Annotated in this window: 12 protein-coding genes; 2 read left to right on the forward strand and 10 right to left on the reverse strand. The window is 63.1% G+C overall.

The annotated features are described in order from the left end of the window. Positions 1 to 26: 26 nt before the first annotated feature. On the forward strand, positions 27 to 374 hold the full coding sequence (locus AC5592_RS19720; RefSeq protein WP_157122038.1) for a hypothetical protein: 348 nt from the start codon (positions 27 to 29) through the stop codon (positions 372 to 374). A 366-nt stretch (positions 375 to 740) separates the two neighbouring features. Here AC5592_RS19720 and AC5592_RS19725 read toward each other — a convergent pair whose 3' ends face one another. After that, complete coding sequence (locus tag AC5592_RS19725; RefSeq protein WP_157122041.1) at positions 741 to 971, reverse strand: hypothetical protein; 231 nt, start codon at positions 969 to 971, stop codon at positions 741 to 743. A gap of 309 nt (positions 972 to 1280) precedes the next feature. Between AC5592_RS19725 and AC5592_RS19730 the strand changes: the two genes are divergently transcribed. Further along, a complete protein-coding gene (locus AC5592_RS19730) occupies positions 1281 to 2108 on the forward strand; it encodes a CE1 family esterase (protein ID WP_063065057.1) in 828 nt (275 codons plus the stop codon). Positions 2109 to 2196: 88 nt separating this feature from the next. Here AC5592_RS19730 and AC5592_RS19735 read toward each other — a convergent pair whose 3' ends face one another. From AC5592_RS19735 to proA, 9 genes are all read right to left on the reverse strand, one after another. Then, positions 2197 to 2727, reverse strand: a complete 531-nt coding sequence (locus tag AC5592_RS19735) for a DUF6188 family protein (protein WP_063065058.1) — start codon at positions 2725 to 2727, stop codon at positions 2197 to 2199. Further along, on the reverse strand, positions 2727 to 4025 hold the full coding sequence (locus tag AC5592_RS19740; RefSeq protein WP_232329450.1) for a hypothetical protein: 1299 nt from the start codon (positions 4023 to 4025) through the stop codon (positions 2727 to 2729). Before AC5592_RS19740 ends, AC5592_RS19735 begins: the two co-directional genes overlap by 1 nt. Beyond that, on the reverse strand, positions 4026 to 4328 hold the full coding sequence (locus tag AC5592_RS19745) for a WXG100 family type VII secretion target (RefSeq protein ID WP_063065059.1): 303 nt from the start codon (positions 4326 to 4328) through the stop codon (positions 4026 to 4028). Positions 4329 to 4330: 2 nt separating this feature from the next. Further along, positions 4331 to 4675 (reverse strand): WXG100 family type VII secretion target, encoded by a 345-nt coding sequence (locus AC5592_RS19750; protein WP_063065060.1) that lies wholly within the window; start codon positions 4673 to 4675, stop codon positions 4331 to 4333. A gap of 177 nt (positions 4676 to 4852) precedes the next feature. Further along, positions 4853 to 6439: an exonuclease domain-containing protein gene (locus AC5592_RS19755; RefSeq protein WP_084506898.1), complete on the reverse strand. Its 1587-nt coding sequence runs from the start codon at positions 6437 to 6439 to the stop codon at positions 4853 to 4855. After that, positions 6436 to 7035, reverse strand: a complete 600-nt coding sequence (locus AC5592_RS19760; protein ID WP_063065062.1) for a hypothetical protein — start codon at positions 7033 to 7035, stop codon at positions 6436 to 6438. The genes AC5592_RS19755 and AC5592_RS19760 overlap by 4 nt, the downstream gene beginning before the upstream one ends. A gap of 86 nt (positions 7036 to 7121) precedes the next feature. Then, a complete protein-coding gene (locus tag AC5592_RS19765; RefSeq protein ID WP_063065063.1) occupies positions 7122 to 9194 on the reverse strand; it encodes a GmrSD restriction endonuclease domain-containing protein in 2073 nt (690 codons plus the stop codon). 273 nt (positions 9195 to 9467) lie between these two features. Continuing rightward, entirely contained in the window at positions 9468 to 10757 is a 1290-nt protein-coding gene (locus AC5592_RS19770; protein ID WP_063065064.1) for a hypothetical protein, read from the reverse strand. Positions 10758 to 10856: 99 nt separating this feature from the next. Beyond that, entirely contained in the window at positions 10857 to 16868 is a 6012-nt protein-coding gene (gene proA, locus AC5592_RS19775; RefSeq protein WP_157122045.1) for an anti-phage protein ProA, read from the reverse strand. Positions 16869 to 16921 lie beyond the last annotated feature (53 nt).

The raw sequence follows: 16921 nt of genomic DNA on the forward strand, positions 1-16921 counted from the left end.
GTGTATCCGTCGGTCGACGGAGAATCATGAGCCTCGTCCGGGTTGCCGTCGCCGCTTTCGGCACCGGATCGATCACCAGGACCTTTGCCGATTCGGCGCGGTTTGGCGATGCGACGGATTCCGGCGGCGGGGGCGCGTTCACCGGCTCGCTTCCGTCGCAATTCGTCGAGGTCGACGACGCTTGCGTCCTGATCGGCCGGGCCCGCATGAACCGATGCGGGACCTTCATCGGCCACTGCGGGGCCGGTATCAGCCACCGCGGGACCATGCCACGCGGTACTCGAATCCGCCGGCCACGACCCGGTCTCTCGCTGCAATTCCGACCGCATGACGGGCCTGGTCGGCGCCGGATCGTTGACCCGGGCGCCCTCTGAACGCCACGTCTTACGAGCAGGCTTGGCGTCGTCCGCCACCCGTCGGGGACGCCGCGGCAGCTGGACAACTTTCGGCGCGCCCGCCCCTGTTGTCTTCGGCGCGGATCGTGATTCCGGTACTTCGTGGTCAGACATCGAATTACCGGGCGACGAGCGCCGCTGTCCCGGTCGCGGCGCCGGTCGGGTCGCCGAGTCGATGTCCACGCTTGTGGCTGATGGTGGTGCTCACGTCCCCATTGTCTCAGAGTGTCGCGGGTGGGAGCGAGGTCGGTGCTAGCGGGCGCGAGATGGTGTCGAACCGGCTTCGACCGGAGTTCGCGGATATGGTCTGCGTGCACGGGCTCCCATGGCAGCCGCGTCGAATTGTCAGAGGCAGTGCGCGGGCGGAGCCGGGCTCCAGCTGCCTATGCATCCCGCGCCGATGTACGCGAGCAGATCGATCACCGTCGAGCCGGTTTGCAGGACGACTGGCCCGTTGGCAGTGATCTCCTCGGTGTTGTTGTACTCCAAGGGAATTCCGCTTTCAGCGCCGGCGATCCCGGCCGGGGCGATCCCGAAGGCGGCGACTGCGACTACGAGGACGGCAAGCCGTTTCATGGTGATCCTCCCGAACAAACTGCATCAGGTTTCAGTGTTCGAGCCAGCATAGTGTGAAGTGATCATGTTTCGGAGTGGATCGGCACGCCGGCTTTGCCGCTCCGGATGTTCACCGCGCCGGACATCCGCGCGGATCCGACCCACCTCCGAGGGCGAGGCTGGGGAGTTGTCACAAATGCTTACGAACCTCAGCGAACCAACCTGTGCGGCGATAGATTTGAATGGAAGTAATTTAATGTCCTTGTGGGGCGGGAGGATTCGTTGCATCGCATTCGCATGTCCGGACCAGTAGGCCGGGCTGTCACAGTCATGTCTGCCATCTTCGCGCTGGCGATGCCGAGCGCGGGTGCCGCAGCCGAGCCGGCTCCGGGGGAGCCGAACGCTTCACCGGCAGCCTGCTCGCTGGCCGCCACCTCGGAGACGCGCACCATCAACGACCAGCCGTACCTCCTCCGCGTACCCAGTGGCCTGACCAGTGCCGCACCGCTACTGATAGCTCTCCACGGCGGCGGGAGCAATCCCACTACGTATGAGAACCAGTCCGGCTGGACACCATTCGCCGCCCAGCACAAGTTCATCGTCGCTTATCCGCTGGGTGGCAAGAAAGACGTACCCGCACCCAACCGCAGCTGGTACTTCGAAAACGGCAACCGAACGGACGTGGACTTCCTACTGCAGGTCATTGCCGATATCGAGGGCTACCGCTGTGTAGACACCAAGCGGGTCTACATGACCGGACACTCCAACGGAGGCCAAATGACCTCCCGAATGGCCTGCGCCGCATCAGCCCAGCTGGGAGCGGTGGCGATGTACGCCGGCGGCTCGCACGGAGGTTGCGAAGATGGCGTACCGATCCGCAAACTGTCCTTCGGATTCTTCACCGCCGACAACGACTTCACCCAGGCCCCGGTCTACGCGGCGCACCTGCAGTGGCGCGGCACCATCGGCTGCAGTAACGACGCCGCCACCGAAACCGGACCCGAAGTCGCGGAAGGGTATCGATACTCCTGCGAGCAGGGCGCCAACGTCGTTTGGCGCAAATACAAAGCCGGCAGCCATGATTGGCCGAGCGGCGACCGCGGCGCCGATGTGCGGAATCGCATGTGGCAACTGTTCCAGAACCATCCGATAGCGTGACAGCTGGGTCCTGTGGACGGTTTATGCTGCGATACAAAGGATTCCAGCGATGTGAGCGCTGGCGGTCTCCAGCGGGGCGCGTTGACCGTCAATCGTTGATATCGTCCGATCCGGGATTGTCCTTCAGATGATCCGGCCGTCCTGGCCAATTGGGCGAAGTGACAGGTTGTCCCGTCCATGCATCCAGCGGGTGGATTTCGAATATGGAATGGTCGGTGATCCCTGCGGTATTCCAGACGGCTCGATTTCCGAACTGAACCTCAGGAGAGAAGCCTTGTGGGTTGGCGTCGACAAACAGTATCCACCCATTCTTGAACCCCAGTCGAACCGCTCCGGTCTTGAAGAATACGGCCGAAACAATCTTTGAACCCAGGAATTCTTCAACCTCAGCGCGGTTCCAATTATCGATTCGATGTCTGTCGGGGGAGTCCTTGGCGAGGGATCTGGCGGACAGCTCGGCGTCGTACCCGACGAAAATGCGGAAGTAGTTGTCGTCCAGGACGAGTTCGAGGTGGTCCGATTTCCACTCTATCCTGGTAACGGTTCTCCCGCGCAAGGGCTTGAACAGCCAGCGATCCTCGTGCTCAACGATGGCCCGAGGTGCCTCATCGGCTCCCATCAATCCTCCAGTTCGTCCAGGATGTTGCCGATACTATCCTCCGATGGCGAGCCGTCAGGCATCTTCACGTAGACCTCGCCGTCGTCCAAATCAACTACGATGTCAGGATTTCTGCTGGCGCCGTTACCTCGCCACGCGCCCTGGGCTTTAATTTTATGAATTGCGTCTCGCACGGCTTGTGGTGGAACGCCGTAGTGCTGTGCGATTTTGTTGACCTTTGTGGTCATCGAAGCCGTAGTGAATGCGCTCGTCGGACTGTCAGGGTTGACGTCCTCCGAGTTGTCGATGAGTACCTTCATGGCGACAATTGCAGCCAGTTTGACGGCGTCTTTTTCGAGGTCCGCGACGGGGACAGCTTGGAAGACTTTCACGGCGGCAACAGCCGTCACGGCGAGCGCGGTGAAGCCGAGGATTTCAGCCAGAGCGCTCGAGGCGAAGGCTTCCTGGATCGCTCCGACAGTCGCCGTGACGGCGGCTGCTATGCCTTCGCCGGCGGCTTCGACGGACATACCGACGGTGAAGATGGCGAGAGCAATGCCCGCGACGGCTGCAGCGGCGACACCTGCTTCGAGCCAGTTGATCTTGTTCGCAGTGTCATTGCCGAAAGCCACTGTGGCGTCGTGATATTGACCGACCGGTGCCGCGATGTTCTGTGCGCCGGTCATGACGTTGTCGGCACCGGTTTTGAGGGTGGCGAAGTGATCTTGGATCAGTTGCCGATTGGCGGCGTCGTCCATGCCGTCGAAAAGACCGGAAATGGAGGAGATACTGGCCGAGGCACCTGTAAGGGTCTGGTGGTTGGCGAAGGTGTTCCAGGCGGTGTGTGCCTTACTCAGTTTGGCGGCGTCGGCGTTCGGGAGCTTCCCGAACTTGTTGGCGACCTCGAGTATCAGCTTGTCGAAAAATTCTTTGATGCCGCCGTGGTCTTCGAACCCGCGTCCGCCATTTTTCGCGACCGAGGTGGGGAGGGAGACGGTGTATTCACCGACTTGACTGATATCGGGCTGCGGCGGGGGCGGGTTGGACTTGTTGGCGATCCCCCAGTTGTAGCCGTGGGCATAGAGTACGGCGCCGTAGTTGGTCAGGGCGTTGGCAAGGCTCGCGGACGTTTGCAGCGTGTGGTGGACGGCTTGGTCGTAGGAGGCGCCCCATTCCTTGCAGCCTGTCGCATCGCCGGCCATGCCGATGCAGTCATTGCGAATCGCGTCGTGAACGGGCTTGTCCGCTTTACGCAGTTCATCGGCGAGTTGGCGGCATTTCTTGGCAGCGTCGTAGTAGGTCTGCCAGTCGACGTTCATCTACTGCCCGCTCTGCAACATGCGGCGGTTGAGCTCCAGGGCACGGGTGTAGGCGGCGTGCGCCTCCCTCGCTGCGTCGCTCATCTCGCGAACACCGTCTACGAGTTCTTCTGCGCCGCTGATCCACTCGCTGTGAGCGTCATCGTAGGCCCGGGCAGCGACGCCTTCCCAGCCGGTGCCTTGCAATGATGCAACGCGCTGTCCGATATCGGTGAGGTGGTCGCCGATGAAGCCCGCAAGTCCGGACAGGCGGGTGACGATCTGGTCGAGATGATCGAGGTCGACCGAGAATTGTGACGCCATGGCTATGACCAGTTCAATGTCGGAATGCCTAGCGCCGCAGCGCTATCCGCATCCACGGCCTGGAACGTCTCAGCAGTAACGCCCAGCTTCTCTGCCAGTGTTGCCAAGGCGGCGAAGATCTGGCGGCCACCGTCGTGAACCTCGGTCCAACCTTCTGAGAACTCGTCGGCGTAGTCGCCTGTCCAGCTGCCATTGAGCAGCTCCGCGACGTCCTTGGCTGCGGAATCCAGAGCGCCGGAGAGAGTTTCGGCTAGACCGCGGATGTAGATCCCGACGTCGCGGACCTGTTCCGGGACTACTGAAAACGGCTGACCAGGCGCTGGAACGTTTCCCCCACTATCACTCACATGGGGATGCTAAACGACGTCGTTGCCGACCGTCCATCGGAAGTTTGTGGGGGCAACCTCGCATCGCCGGCGGAGGCGCGACGGAGACCGGAGCTTGGCGGATCGTCCGTGCGAGGTTTCGGACGTGCGGGTTCCGGCAACGCCGCAACCGGACTTCGGTGAGCGGGACGCCGCAATTCATCCCACGAGGTCCCTGGCCATGCTTCTCGCACGTGATGTGCCGAGGCATGAGCGGCAGAGTTTGCTCCGCCTGCTCGCGGTCCACGTCGACCCGCACTTGTCGCAGACGCATGCGAGGCCCGCCATGCGCAACCGTGTCCCGTTCGCTTGTCGGCCCGAGCGCAATGCGGCAACGAAGTCTTCTGCCGAGACAATCGGCTTCCCGTGCTTATGCGCCGTCTTCGCTTTGCCGGACATCGTCGCCGGATCCGCGGCGACCAGCACGTCGACCGCCTTGGTCACGGACGGCGCGGGTGTCAGACCGTATTCCCGCGCGAGTTCCTCCAGTTCCTCACGTGGACGCCCGTCATCGCCGGTGAAGCACACAACGGTTCCCGCGCCCAGATCCACGACGACGGACTCTGCGCGGTGCTGGCGCGTTCGCGCGGTGACCACCTCGGCGGGAAGGCCCAGTAGCGCCGCGACCCGCAGAAGTCGGTCGATTTCGTCATCGGTCACGACGGAGTCTTCGAGTGCCGCTTCTATTGCGGCGGTGAGGAAGTGGGTGTGCGCAGCGTGTACCGCGGCGTCGTCGAGCCCCAGGTCCGACGCGAGGCGTTGAAGTTCTGTCCGCTCCTCCGCGGTGAGCTGCAGATCGGCTAGAGCTTGGTCCAGCAGAATCTCGTAGGGTGCAACGTCCGCAGCGGTGTGCAGGCCCTGACTGATGTCGGCGAGGAAGGGGAGCGGCTGGGCGATCGATTCACCGTCACGGGCACAGACCCTGGCACTGTGTGCCTTTCGATACCGGGTGGCGGCGGTGGGGGTCCCCGGCTCCGGGAAACGACCTGCGATGGCCTGCAGCAGACCCGCGGTGGCGCGCGCGTCCCCCAGCGCCCGGTGCTGGTTCTCGTGCTGGACACCGTGTTCGACACAAGCGACTGCCAGCTTGCAGCGGGTCACCGCCAACGTGTCCAGACCCGAGCCCCACTGGACGTCGATGCCTGACCGCTCCATTTCGAAACCCACCATTCGCGTGTCGAAGGGCCGGTTGTGGGCGACGACGATTGCGCCGTCGAGGAGTTCCGCCACCGCGTGCGCGATCTCCCCGAATGTGGGTGCGCCGGCGACGTCGGCCGCTGTGAGACCGTGGATCCACGTGGGGCCGACATCGCGCATCGGGTTGACGACGGTATCGAAGGTGTTCGTGACTGTCCCTGAATGATCGAGGGTGAGCACGGTGATCTCCACGACGCGGTCCGTGTGTCGGAGGCCGGTCGTCTCCACATCCATCACCGCGAAACGTGAGGCGGTGTCGAGAAGCGAAGCCAGCTGCGGCGCAAGGCCGGCCGCCGGTCGGATGCTCGTGGGTGCACTGGCTCCGGTGTCCAGGGGCGCCGGCGGGTGGTGAGGTGCCGGCGGTTGTAGTGCGTCGGCCCACCGTTGCCCGTCGAACCAACGATAGGGCACCTGCTGCCAGGGGTCGGGATACCAGCCCGGGGCGTTGGAAACGGCGTCGGTCCAGCGGAACCCATCGAACCAACGCAGCGGCGAATGACGTGAGGGGTCTGGATACCAGCCGGGTTGTGAGGCAAAGCCATGGCTCATGGTCGACGATTCCTCTCGTCGCGACCCACCGGCCGGACGCGGTCAATGAACTCTGCCGGGAAGATCGCGATCGCCGGATTGTTCAGGTCTTCCGGCATGATCCACGGTGTCTCCCCGGTTCTCGGGTTGACCGTTCGGCGGAGCCGCTGCTCTTCGGTGAATAGCCAAGCCGTCCAGACATTTCCGACGTAGTTGGCGACTGCCAACGCGCGAAATCGGGGCTCGTCCTGCGCTGCGGCCGCAAGCTGTGGAACCGGCTGGAAAACCGGCACGACCAACTTCGACCGCTGGCGCCGGGAGTAGTCGTCGACGGCTTGGCAGATGCGTTCCTGATACGCGGTGGTCAGTTTGATCAGATCCGCGAAAAGGTCGACCTCGACAGCATTCTCGAAACACGGTGATGGTGTGGTGCCTTCGGTCAGCACCACCGATCGCCCCTTGACCAGCCACTGGACCTTCGAGTCATGGTCCGGATCGTCGTGCGGAATTACCACCGCGTTGGTGTTGCGGACGATGGTGGTGTCGGTGCGGCTGGTAAGCCATACCGCAGTGGTGTCAGCGGTCGGCTGTCTGTCGACAATGGCGAAGCCGAGCATTGTTCTCCCGTTGCGTCAGTGGGCTCTCCGGTTGTAACGGTGCCGATGCAGGCTCGTCGGACGCTCCGCGTCGAGCATGTGCGAGCTCATTGGACCGCGTCGAAGCCGTCCTCCACCGCCCTCCGCAACTCATCGAGTTGCGTGATCGATAGCCGCATCGAGGTATCCGCCCGAACTCCGGCTACGAATCGGAGGCCTTCTTGTTCGAGAATCTCTTTGGGATTATCGGTTCGGCCAGGCTCTACCCATCGAAATGAGGGGGACACCTCGCCCTGCGATGTGAGAACGCGGTGAGCATTTGGTGCGGGTGCGGTTGCCAGCCGGTTTCCCAGCGGCTGGGCCGCCGTTCCCAAGACTCTGGCGACATCGCCGTAGGTGGTCCAGTGTCCGGCAGGCAGTAGAGCGAGCAGCCGATTCATCGATTCCCACAGTGGGTTGTCGTCGCCGTTGGCCGTGATATCGGTGAGCGGTCCGGGCCACGCTCCGATGATCAGCTTGGCAAGCTCGCGGCCACGCTGCTCGATCTGCTCAGGACCCCATTCCGAAAAGGTGGCGATCGCTTGATTCATGCGAATGCTGCTCGCCCGGAGGACATCTCGTTTTCGATCGAAGGTGTTGTTGCCCAGGTTCTCGTTGTATCCGGTAAGTGTGAGGTTGCCCAGCGTGTGGACATGGCTGTCGTGCAGGTCGTCAACGTTCTCGATTCCGTATGTCGAACCCACCTCTTTGCGCCACTGCGCTGACAGAGTCTGTGGCATGACATGTTCGACCGTGAGCGATGTCGGCTCGACTTGCTCCTTGGAATTGAACAGCTGCTCGATCCAGATCAGCATGGTCTTGCGCTGCGCGGCACGTCCGGTGGTGTACAGCGGTGAAGTGAGTATCGCCTCGGTGAGCTTCTCGTCGGTGGCGTAGTGCTTGCGCCCGGCCGACAGATACCTATGCAGCGCCTCGTCGACAGGAAGGGATTCGTCGAGTTCCTGCACCGCCGCGGGAAACAAACGATTTAGCCCCTGGGTCACCCGCCCCACCAAGAACCTGCGGACCAGTAGCGACTCGATGTACAACAGGGCGCGGGCAACTTGATCCGAGGTGGCATCACCGCGGTCACGCAGGACCAGCAGATGTAGTACCAACGGTGCCGGAGCGGTGGAATCCCATTCGGCGAGGCGCATCAGACGCTGGCGGACGGCCAGGTCGGGCTCATCGGTTGGATGGAGCATCAATCCATAGAGCCGACCAAGGCCGGCGATCCTCTCGACTTCGGCCACTATCTCGTCCTCGTTGGCGAACCGGTCCAGCCTCGCCTGCTGCCCTGCAAATGTCTGCGTTTGCTTGACCTTCGCCGTGGTCTGCAGAAGGTCCAACCAGAACAGTGTTTCGAGGCGCTCATTGTCAGCAAGCGCGTCCTGGAGAGGACGCCACAGGGTGCGGTAAACCTCCTCGCTGCGGGTCGGCATCCGCATGAAGAGGTAATTTCGCAGTAGGTCGCCCTGAGTCAGCTTCAGTCCGGTGTTGTTCAGAGACTGGAATATTCGGTGGACGTTGTCACCCGGATGGGTGCTGATCGAAACCACCGACAGCCCAGATGTCACTGCATGAGCTATCTGCACCACGTCGTAGCCGAGATCGGGATCTATGGGCTCGGCCAATTGCGCCCGGAAAAAGCGGTACGCGGCCCCGATATTGTCGTCACCACCCGCAGTCGGCAGCCCGTCGATGACTGCGGTGTAGGAAGCCTGGTCCGCTTGCGTGGGTAGCAGTTTCAGCCGGTACGGGTCGTCCTCGTACTGATTTGTCAGCAGCTGATTGTGAATGCGATCCGTGTCGCGGCGCGTGGAAGTGTCGCGTTCGCGAAGGTGGTCACGGATCGCCGCCAGCAACAGGGTGAGGGTGGTGAGGCGCTGCTGCCCGTCGACGACCAGATATCGCGTGATCGAACCTGCGACGCTACCCGGAACCGGCGCCAGCACCACAGAACCGATGAAGTGTGTGGTCTCGACATCCTCGGCTCGGTCCTCGGCCAGCTGTGTGACGTCGCGCCACAGCTCCTTGAAGTTGTCCGGCCCCCACTGGTACGGCCGCTGGTACAGCGGAACGAGGTACTGCGAGGTGCCTTCGAGTATCTTCTGCAGGCTCGTTTCCTGTGCGGCGACCACGGTGGCATCTCCTCGGGAAGTGCGGCCGTGGACAGTGCCAACGGGCCGGAAAGTGATGTGGGTGCTGCCCCACGCGGACATCAACTCTGGCGCATATCGTCGGCGGGGACGTGGTTGTTTCACGATGGCCATGTCGTCGAACCTGTTGCGGCAAGCGGAGTTTGACCGACCAGTATGTTTCGGCTCGCATCGGTAAAGCTCGGCATGACTGCCTGCTGTCGAAGGTGGATCGAGGGAAGCGAGTTCGCCCGGGTGAGCACTCCACCCTTCCGTCTACTCGTCGGTCGGCAGCCGGAAATTCGTTGTCGTATGTGGAACCTCGGCAGGCGGTGTGGTTGCAGGCGGTTCGGGCGTGTCCGAGTCGTCCTTGGGTTCGACCCATCGCGCGACCGCAGTCGCGCCGGCGGACAGTTGCCGTCGGCCCGAATTGGCAGCAGCTACCGTGCGATCTCGAGCCAGTGACCAAGCTTCGCGGATGGTGGCGTTGTCAGCGCCTCCCCAGCTGCCGATCTGGAGTGAGCGGGCTTCGATGAACGAGTCGACCATGTGGCTCAGCGCATCTCGGTTCTTCGTCAGCTTGCGCCCAGCGAGTTGCCGATGCACCTCCGTCACGCGCAGCACCGTATGGCGGTCGCGTACCTCGCGCAATCGGCTTGCCAGGTCATGGTCAGCCTCTAGGTGTTCGCTGAGGGTCGCACGGGCGCTGGCCGCTGTTTGTTCGAGATACTCGAGCTCGGCGGACCGAACACGCTCCAGCCGCAGGCGTTGCCACAAGTACAGCGAATGCTGGGCGAGGAGAAGTAGTTTCAGCGTTTCCTTCAGTCGTCCTTTGTGAACGGCCGATTCGAGCTGGTCGGCACGTTTGTCCGCCGAGTCGTCCGGGTTGAGCTGATCGGTGAGCAGCAAGGCATGCCGGCGCAGTCGCTCGACTCCGACCTCCAAGTCGGCGCCGAGTGCGGCGATACTCGACCAATCGGTGTCGGTGAGTGCGACGCCCGAACCGAGCTCCTGAATGCGGCGTTGCAGGATGCGGCGGTGTCCGTATACGTCGCCGAGTCGTTGTGCGGCGGCCAGTCGGAGTACGTCGTCGACCTTGTCCTCGATATTGTCGAGACGTGCGATGATCCTGTCGGCAAACTGCTCGAGCGCCATCTGCACGGTCAATGCGGCGATGGCGGCCTGCCCGACTCCGGGTACCGCGGCTACCGGAGCAATCCTCGTGTTCGACAGAATCTTTCCCGACTCGGCTGAACGCACGGTCCGGTGGAAGGTGACCACCGTTCCGGGGCGCGGTCGTCCGGACTTCTCCCAAACATCGGCCCCCGGGAGGTAGCGGGCCACAGGTGCGCCAGTGGTGAGCAGCGCGGTCGTGACCGAACCGAGCGTCGTGCCGATCTGCACCGCGGGTAGTTCGCCTACTTCGACGCTATTGTGTTGGTCCCACTCGTCGGCGAAATCAGTGAGTGCATCATCGCTGCCGATGACCAGTGCGCCGAACTCATCGGCGATTACTGCAATCTCAGAGTGGTCCTGCTCATCGGAACCTGTTGCGGTATCGCCCATTTGCGTCTGCAGCCTTCTTGGTTCGGGTCTCTGATGGAATGTATCGGCTCCCACCGACACATGGGCGCCGAAATGCCCTGCGGTTTCGTGCGAGGCCTGTCAGGCTCCGGGGCGTATGTGCGAACCGATTCGGATGAGCGGTCCGTCCGCCAATCCGGCGGCGATGCATGATTCCAATCGCTCCCGGCTGGCGCCGGCGAGGCGACGCTGGTTGAAGATGGCCATGGTCGCGCGCATCAAAGGTTCCGACTCCAGTCCCGCACTCGAGCAGGCCGCCTTCATCGCATTGACGATCTCCTCCGGTGCGATTTCGTTCAGAGAGCGCGTCATGTCATCCGGGGTGGTGCGGTAGCCGGCCCACGTAGCCCTGTCGATCTGATGCGGCCACACGAACGTGCCGAGCGGGCCGGAGTGAACGAGCTCGGTGGGGACGCAGTCGATGACAAACGACTTGCGCGCCGCAGACACCCGGTCGTAGCCGAACCGATTCGCGACGACGCGCGCGAGTCGATCCAAAGCGATGGGTCCCTCGGTCTCCACGGTTTCTCGTACGGCATCGGTGATGATGCGCCGCACCGACGCCGAGTTGGTTCGGTCGAGATCCGTCCGATCGCCGAGCGTTGTCGTCGGTGCGGAGAGATAAGTGGCGCCGCGGCCGTTCCAGTCGCGCGCGGCCGGCTTGTCCACAACATTCGCCGCAGAGCCGAGGCTGCTCGCGATCGGTGCGCTTGCGACGAACTCCGGCTCATCCAGCTGCACCGAGCTGTAGGCCGACCCGACCGTCGAACTGTGTTCTGTCTCAACGGCTACCACATCGAGCTGCCCGCATTCGTCCGCGCTTTCGGCCGCGGCCTCCGCTTCCATCTTCGCGATGAGGGCCGCCCGCTCTTCCGCTGCCGCGGCGAGTTCGGCTTCGAATGCCTCATATTTCGAGCGCGATGTTTCGACCGCGGCGTCGATGCGGTCGAGCACGGCGCTGCGGTTGTCGATCCAATCCGGCAACCACACCCGCAGCGACGAACCCCAATGCATCATCGTTTCGAGCAGCCGCGGTGTCAGATCCCGGTCTGCGGCCGTCGGCCGTTCCGCCCACCGTGGGCCGTCGAGCATGATAGCCACTTGCCAATGCTCACATCCGGTTTCGCGTACGACGAGGTCGAGGACGAAGTCGGAGAGCCCGTAGTTCGTCTCGACCTCGTAGCCACGCTCGCGCAGTCCGGCGCAGATGTCTCTTTGAATGGGGTCGAGCCCGAGGCCGTCGCGGGGGTGTTCACCCGAGCTCGGTCCGTGCGACGCCATTTCGAGGTAACCGCGCAGGTGGGCCATACCAACGGATTTCGTCCGGGACAGGTCGATGTGCGATGGGTCGAACGAGGTGAACACGATGACCTTGCGGCGTGCTCGGGTGATCGCGACATTGAAGCGTTTTTCGCCGCCCGACCGGCTGAGCGGGCCGAAGTTCAGCGGTAGTTGTGTCTCGCCCGGCTTCGTCGAAAAGGCGGTGGTGAACAAGATGACGTCGCGCTCGTCACCCTGAACGTTCTCCAGGTTCTTGACGAATATGCCTTCTTCGGCATTCGGCCGCAGATTCTCGCGGACGAGCGGATCGTCGCACTCATCGAGCAGGTCCTCTACGAGAGTGCGTTGTTGGGCGTTGAACGTCACGACGCCGATGCTCTGGTGCGCCAGATGTGGTGTCGCCAAACGGGTTCGAATCTCCTCGACCACGGCTTCTGCTTCGACACGATTCGTGCGGTGCTCACGGCCACGATCCTCGCGGTTGAACTGCCCGGCGACGCGTCGCCATTCGACGCCCGCGGTGCTGTCTCCGCCGGGGGAGGGCAGGCTAGCGAGCCGCCCCTCGTAGTACTTCTGGTTGGAGAAGCTGATGAGTGTCTCGTCCTGGCTGCGGTAGTGCCACGACAACCACAGGCGCGGAACGCCCGACTCGACACATTCGGTGAGGATGCTGTCCAGATCCTCCGGGGCGAGTTCGCCCTCCTCGTGCGCGTCGTCGTCATCGGACGCGGTGACCTGACCGAATGAGGTCGGCGGCATCTGCTGCGAGTCGCCGACGATGACGGCCGACCGACCGCGACCCAGGGCGCCGATCGCTTGCGCCACGGTCACCTGCGACGCTTCATCGAATACGACGATGTCGAACGTCGCGGAACCGGGCGCTATGAACTTCGCGAGCGAGGCCGGACTGACGAAAACACACGGGGTGGCCGCCAGAATGTAATCGGCGTATTTGTTCATCAATTGCCGGAAGCTGAGGCCGCCGCGCTTCCTGTCCAGGGAACGTCGCAGTTCCCCGACCTCGCCGGTGAGCGAACCGGCTTGGAAGGGCCGCCGCTTGAGCAGCGTTGCAGCAAGGGCCTTGACCTGTTCGTCTCGCAGCAACTCCGCAGCGCGCACGAAGTCGTCGATTTCGCCATCGCGAAGGTCGGAAAGGAAGTTGTTCATGCCGGTCGATCGGCGACGTTCGTCCAGCGATGTAGCAGCGGTTCCACGAATGAAGGCCGCCGTTGCGTCGGCCGCCGGAATGCGCGCGGTCAGAAGTGCTTCCACGAACTCGTCGAGTCCTGCGCGGCGCAGGGGTGCGAGGTAGCTGGACATCCTGGACCAGTCGAGCAGGTGCCGCGCATTGAAAAGCTCGGCGTCTTCGATGAGTTCGCCACTCGTGCGCTTCCACGCGGTGAGCCAGTGTTCGCTGTTACGCCAGCGGGTCACATCGTCGTCGGTGGTGCCGAGACACTGTCGCAACTGGGTCCACGCGTCGCTCACTTCCTCGAGCAACCCGATCTCTCGATCGGCCGGGAAACCCGTAGTTTCGAGCAGACGCCACTCGTCGGGGGAAGAGTCGATGAATCGGAGCGTCGCGGCGATGTAGTCGAAGATCGGCCGCAGTTCTTCCGCGCTGCGGGGGGCGAGGGGATTCCAGCGCGCCGGCATGAAGGGTCCGAGCAGTTCCCCGGCGAGTGTCTGAGTTCGCGAAACGTGCTCGCGCGCACCAGGGATCGCCCGCAGCAGGGGCAGGACGCTCTGTGGTGCGAGATCGGCGCCTGGTTGAGCGAACGGAGCCATGTTGCGCTGAAACTGCTCGGCCTTCTTCTTCCGGCCGAACATCCCTTTGTCGCAGTCTTCGGCCTCGGCAACCATGGGGGCAATATCACCGGTTTCGACGAAAATCGGCGTAAACCTCGCCAGCAGCGGAGCGCAGTTTCGCTGCAGCTGTTCGATTTCCGCCATCAGCGCCTTCAGCGAGCCGGCGAATTGCGGGCCGCGCATCCAAGCAAGCGTGGACGCGTCCGGAACCGGTCGACCGAGCTGGCGCATTGCCGGTTCGATCAAGGAGACGAGCTGCTCAGGGCCGTCGATGGCCGCCAGTAGGGACCGCACGCGATCGCTCGCTTCCGCGGCATCGACTGCGTTGGCAAACCGACGCATGGCAGGCGCGATCTGCTCCGCGCCCACTGAGCTCGGAATGGCGCCTGCCAGAGCCCACGGCACACCGGGAGCGATATCCAGAGGACGGGCCGCCCGCGAGAAGAGGTCGAGGGCAGCCTTGACCGCCGACCAGTTCTCGGAAGGGCGAGCGACATAGGAAATCGGAATGGGGGCTACCGGACCGTCGCCGGTCTCGAGGATCTCCTCGAAGGCGCTCCAAAGCGAATAGTCGATACCGTTGCGCTGATGCAGTTTTCTCGGATAGTCGGAAAGGGGTGCGAGCCTCGCCTGAAAGTCCGCTAGCCGGGCGTCCCACGTGCGCTCGTTGTAGCGGATGGAGTTGTCGATCGCCGCCTTGAGCTGATCGCGAATCATGTTGGGACTCTGACTCTTGCCGTGCAAGTCGAGAGTGAAATTCTGCAGACCCACCCGTTCGAGGCGCCGTTTCACGACGTCGAGCGCTGCCTGCTTCTCTGCAACGAAGAGAACGGTCTTGCCTTGCCCCAAGGCGTGGGCGATCAAATTCGTGATCGTCTGGGACTTACCTGTTCCGGGCGGGCCTTCGAGGACGAATGTGCGGCCGGCCGCGGCGAGCGCGATCGCTCTGAGCTGTGAGCCGTCGGCCGGAATCGGCACGGGCACAGTACTTTCGTCGACCTCGAGGTGCTCCAGACCGGCATCACCGTCCGAGTTCGGGTCATGGAACGACTCGCCCGGATGATGCGTCAGATGCCGCACGATAGGACTCTGCTCGAGGATTTCCCAGCTGTCGCTGAGGTCCTTCCACATGCCGAACGTACCGAATTGGCAGATGGCGAGCGTTGCGACCTCATCCACCCGCAGATCGATGTTGTTCTCGACCAGAGCGCTCCGGATCCCGCGAAGGGCGTGGACGATATCGATTCCGCTGTCGTCCGTTTTCGGTGCTTCGAGTGCCTCGATCGAAACGTTGTGCTTCAGACGCAGCCACTCGACCAGGCAGTAGTTCGGACTCGCGACTTCGGTTGTGTTGGTACTGATTTGGAACGGTTTACGTCCCGTACCGCCAGTGATTTTCACCGGCAGAAGAAACAGCGGAGCCCGCGCCTCGGCGCCCGTGCTCGTGTGGTGGACGAGCGCGCCGAGCGTCAGGTAGAGGTTCGAACTGCCGGTTTCTTCGAACAGCGTCCGTGCGGTCCGGGCGAGCTCTTTGAACCTGCGCGTGTAGGCGGTGTTCGGAACGGCGGCGTACAGCTGGTGGTCCTCGGAGAGATACGCCCGCAGTACATCCGGGTCGATCTCGGCGGCACGCCGCGCACCTTGGAGTTGATGAATGGACGCGAGGTCGTCGTGTGGCGCCAGTGTAAGAGGAGTACCCGCATGAACGATGTCGTCGAGGATCGGCAGGCCGTTGTGGGGGACATGCAAGTCGATTACCTGAGATGACGCCTTCAGGTTCAGCAACCTGTTGCGGGTGCTCAAGTCGAGGAGCGATCGCTTCCACTTTCGGACGCGTGCCGGAGCGGAGTCGGTCGTGTCCAAGATTTCGTCGTTCTGATTCTGAGCCCGAAGCTCATCGGGCAAGTCCAGAACGATTCCGCCGATTTTCGTCGGCTCGGGGGAAGCCGCGGCGGCGACGTCATCGGTGCTGGGCAGGGGGCGTACACCGCTTCTCCTGGCAGCAGCGATGTCGACAACTCCAGCCAGTGCCTCGGGGTTACTGAAGTGTTGTCGCGCCGTCGCTATGGCGCTGGTAAAGCTGCCTTTCGACGACTCCTCGTAGAAGACCGCCTCGACCGGCACGGCGATACCCGACTCGACGAGATTGACGAGAGCGTTCCGCTCGGTCAAGGACGGATGAGCCAAGTTCACTTCTTCACGCAGAAAGCCGGCGAAGGCGTGACCGGTCACCAACCACACGAGCGGGCGCAGACCCGATGCCTCGAGGCACGCCGCATAGGTCACGGAGAGATCGATGCATGTGCCGAACCGCTCGTCGAGAACGCCTGCGGTGGTGCGGATCTTCTGTCCGGTCGCCTCGAACGAAGCAGGAGGGTTGATGTAGCGGATGCGCCGTGCGCGCAGGACCTCGTAGATCGCGGCGGCAATGAGCGCGGCTCGCTCCGGGCCCGCTTGGTAGCCGCTGATCGAGGAATCCCCGGTGTTGGTACGCAGAAGCTCCGCGGCATCATCCAGAACCGACTGAACGGATTTGGTATTCGGTTGGACGAACGCCGCAAGCGAGTCGTAGAAGATCGGCGAGTTGAACCACTCGTTGTGTGCGAGAACCCGGATCGGCGCCGTGAGATGGACGTCGGGTCCCCACATTCGGGTCACGGTGACACTCAGCGTCGCTGGGTGACTTTCGTTCAGCTCCCGGAGGTAGGAGGTCTGCGGCGCGAAGGTGCTGAAATCGTCCCAGAACACGTCCGCGCCGTCGGACAGGTCACCGTCGTAGGTCCGCTGCCATGCCGGGGTCAGTTCGGCACCGTCGCCGTGCAGGCGGACGGTCACGGTCATATCGACCACCGACGAGCCCGAATTGTTCGTGACACGAATTCCGGAGATCAGCGGCACGCCGTTGTGGACGAGCGCCAGATTGATCGCGGGTTGGGTCAGAACCTGAACGGTCAGCCCGGACTCCACTGCGGTGGTGTCCTCCCACAGCGCGGTTTGCGCCACCTCTACCTCCTCTATGCCCCAGAACTCTTCGTAGGCTCGGCCGCGCCCGGATG

This window comes from Nocardia violaceofusca NBRC 14427 (genome assembly GCF_963869435.1).
Lineage (GTDB): Bacteria > Actinomycetota > Actinomycetes > Mycobacteriales > Mycobacteriaceae > Nocardia > Nocardia aobensis.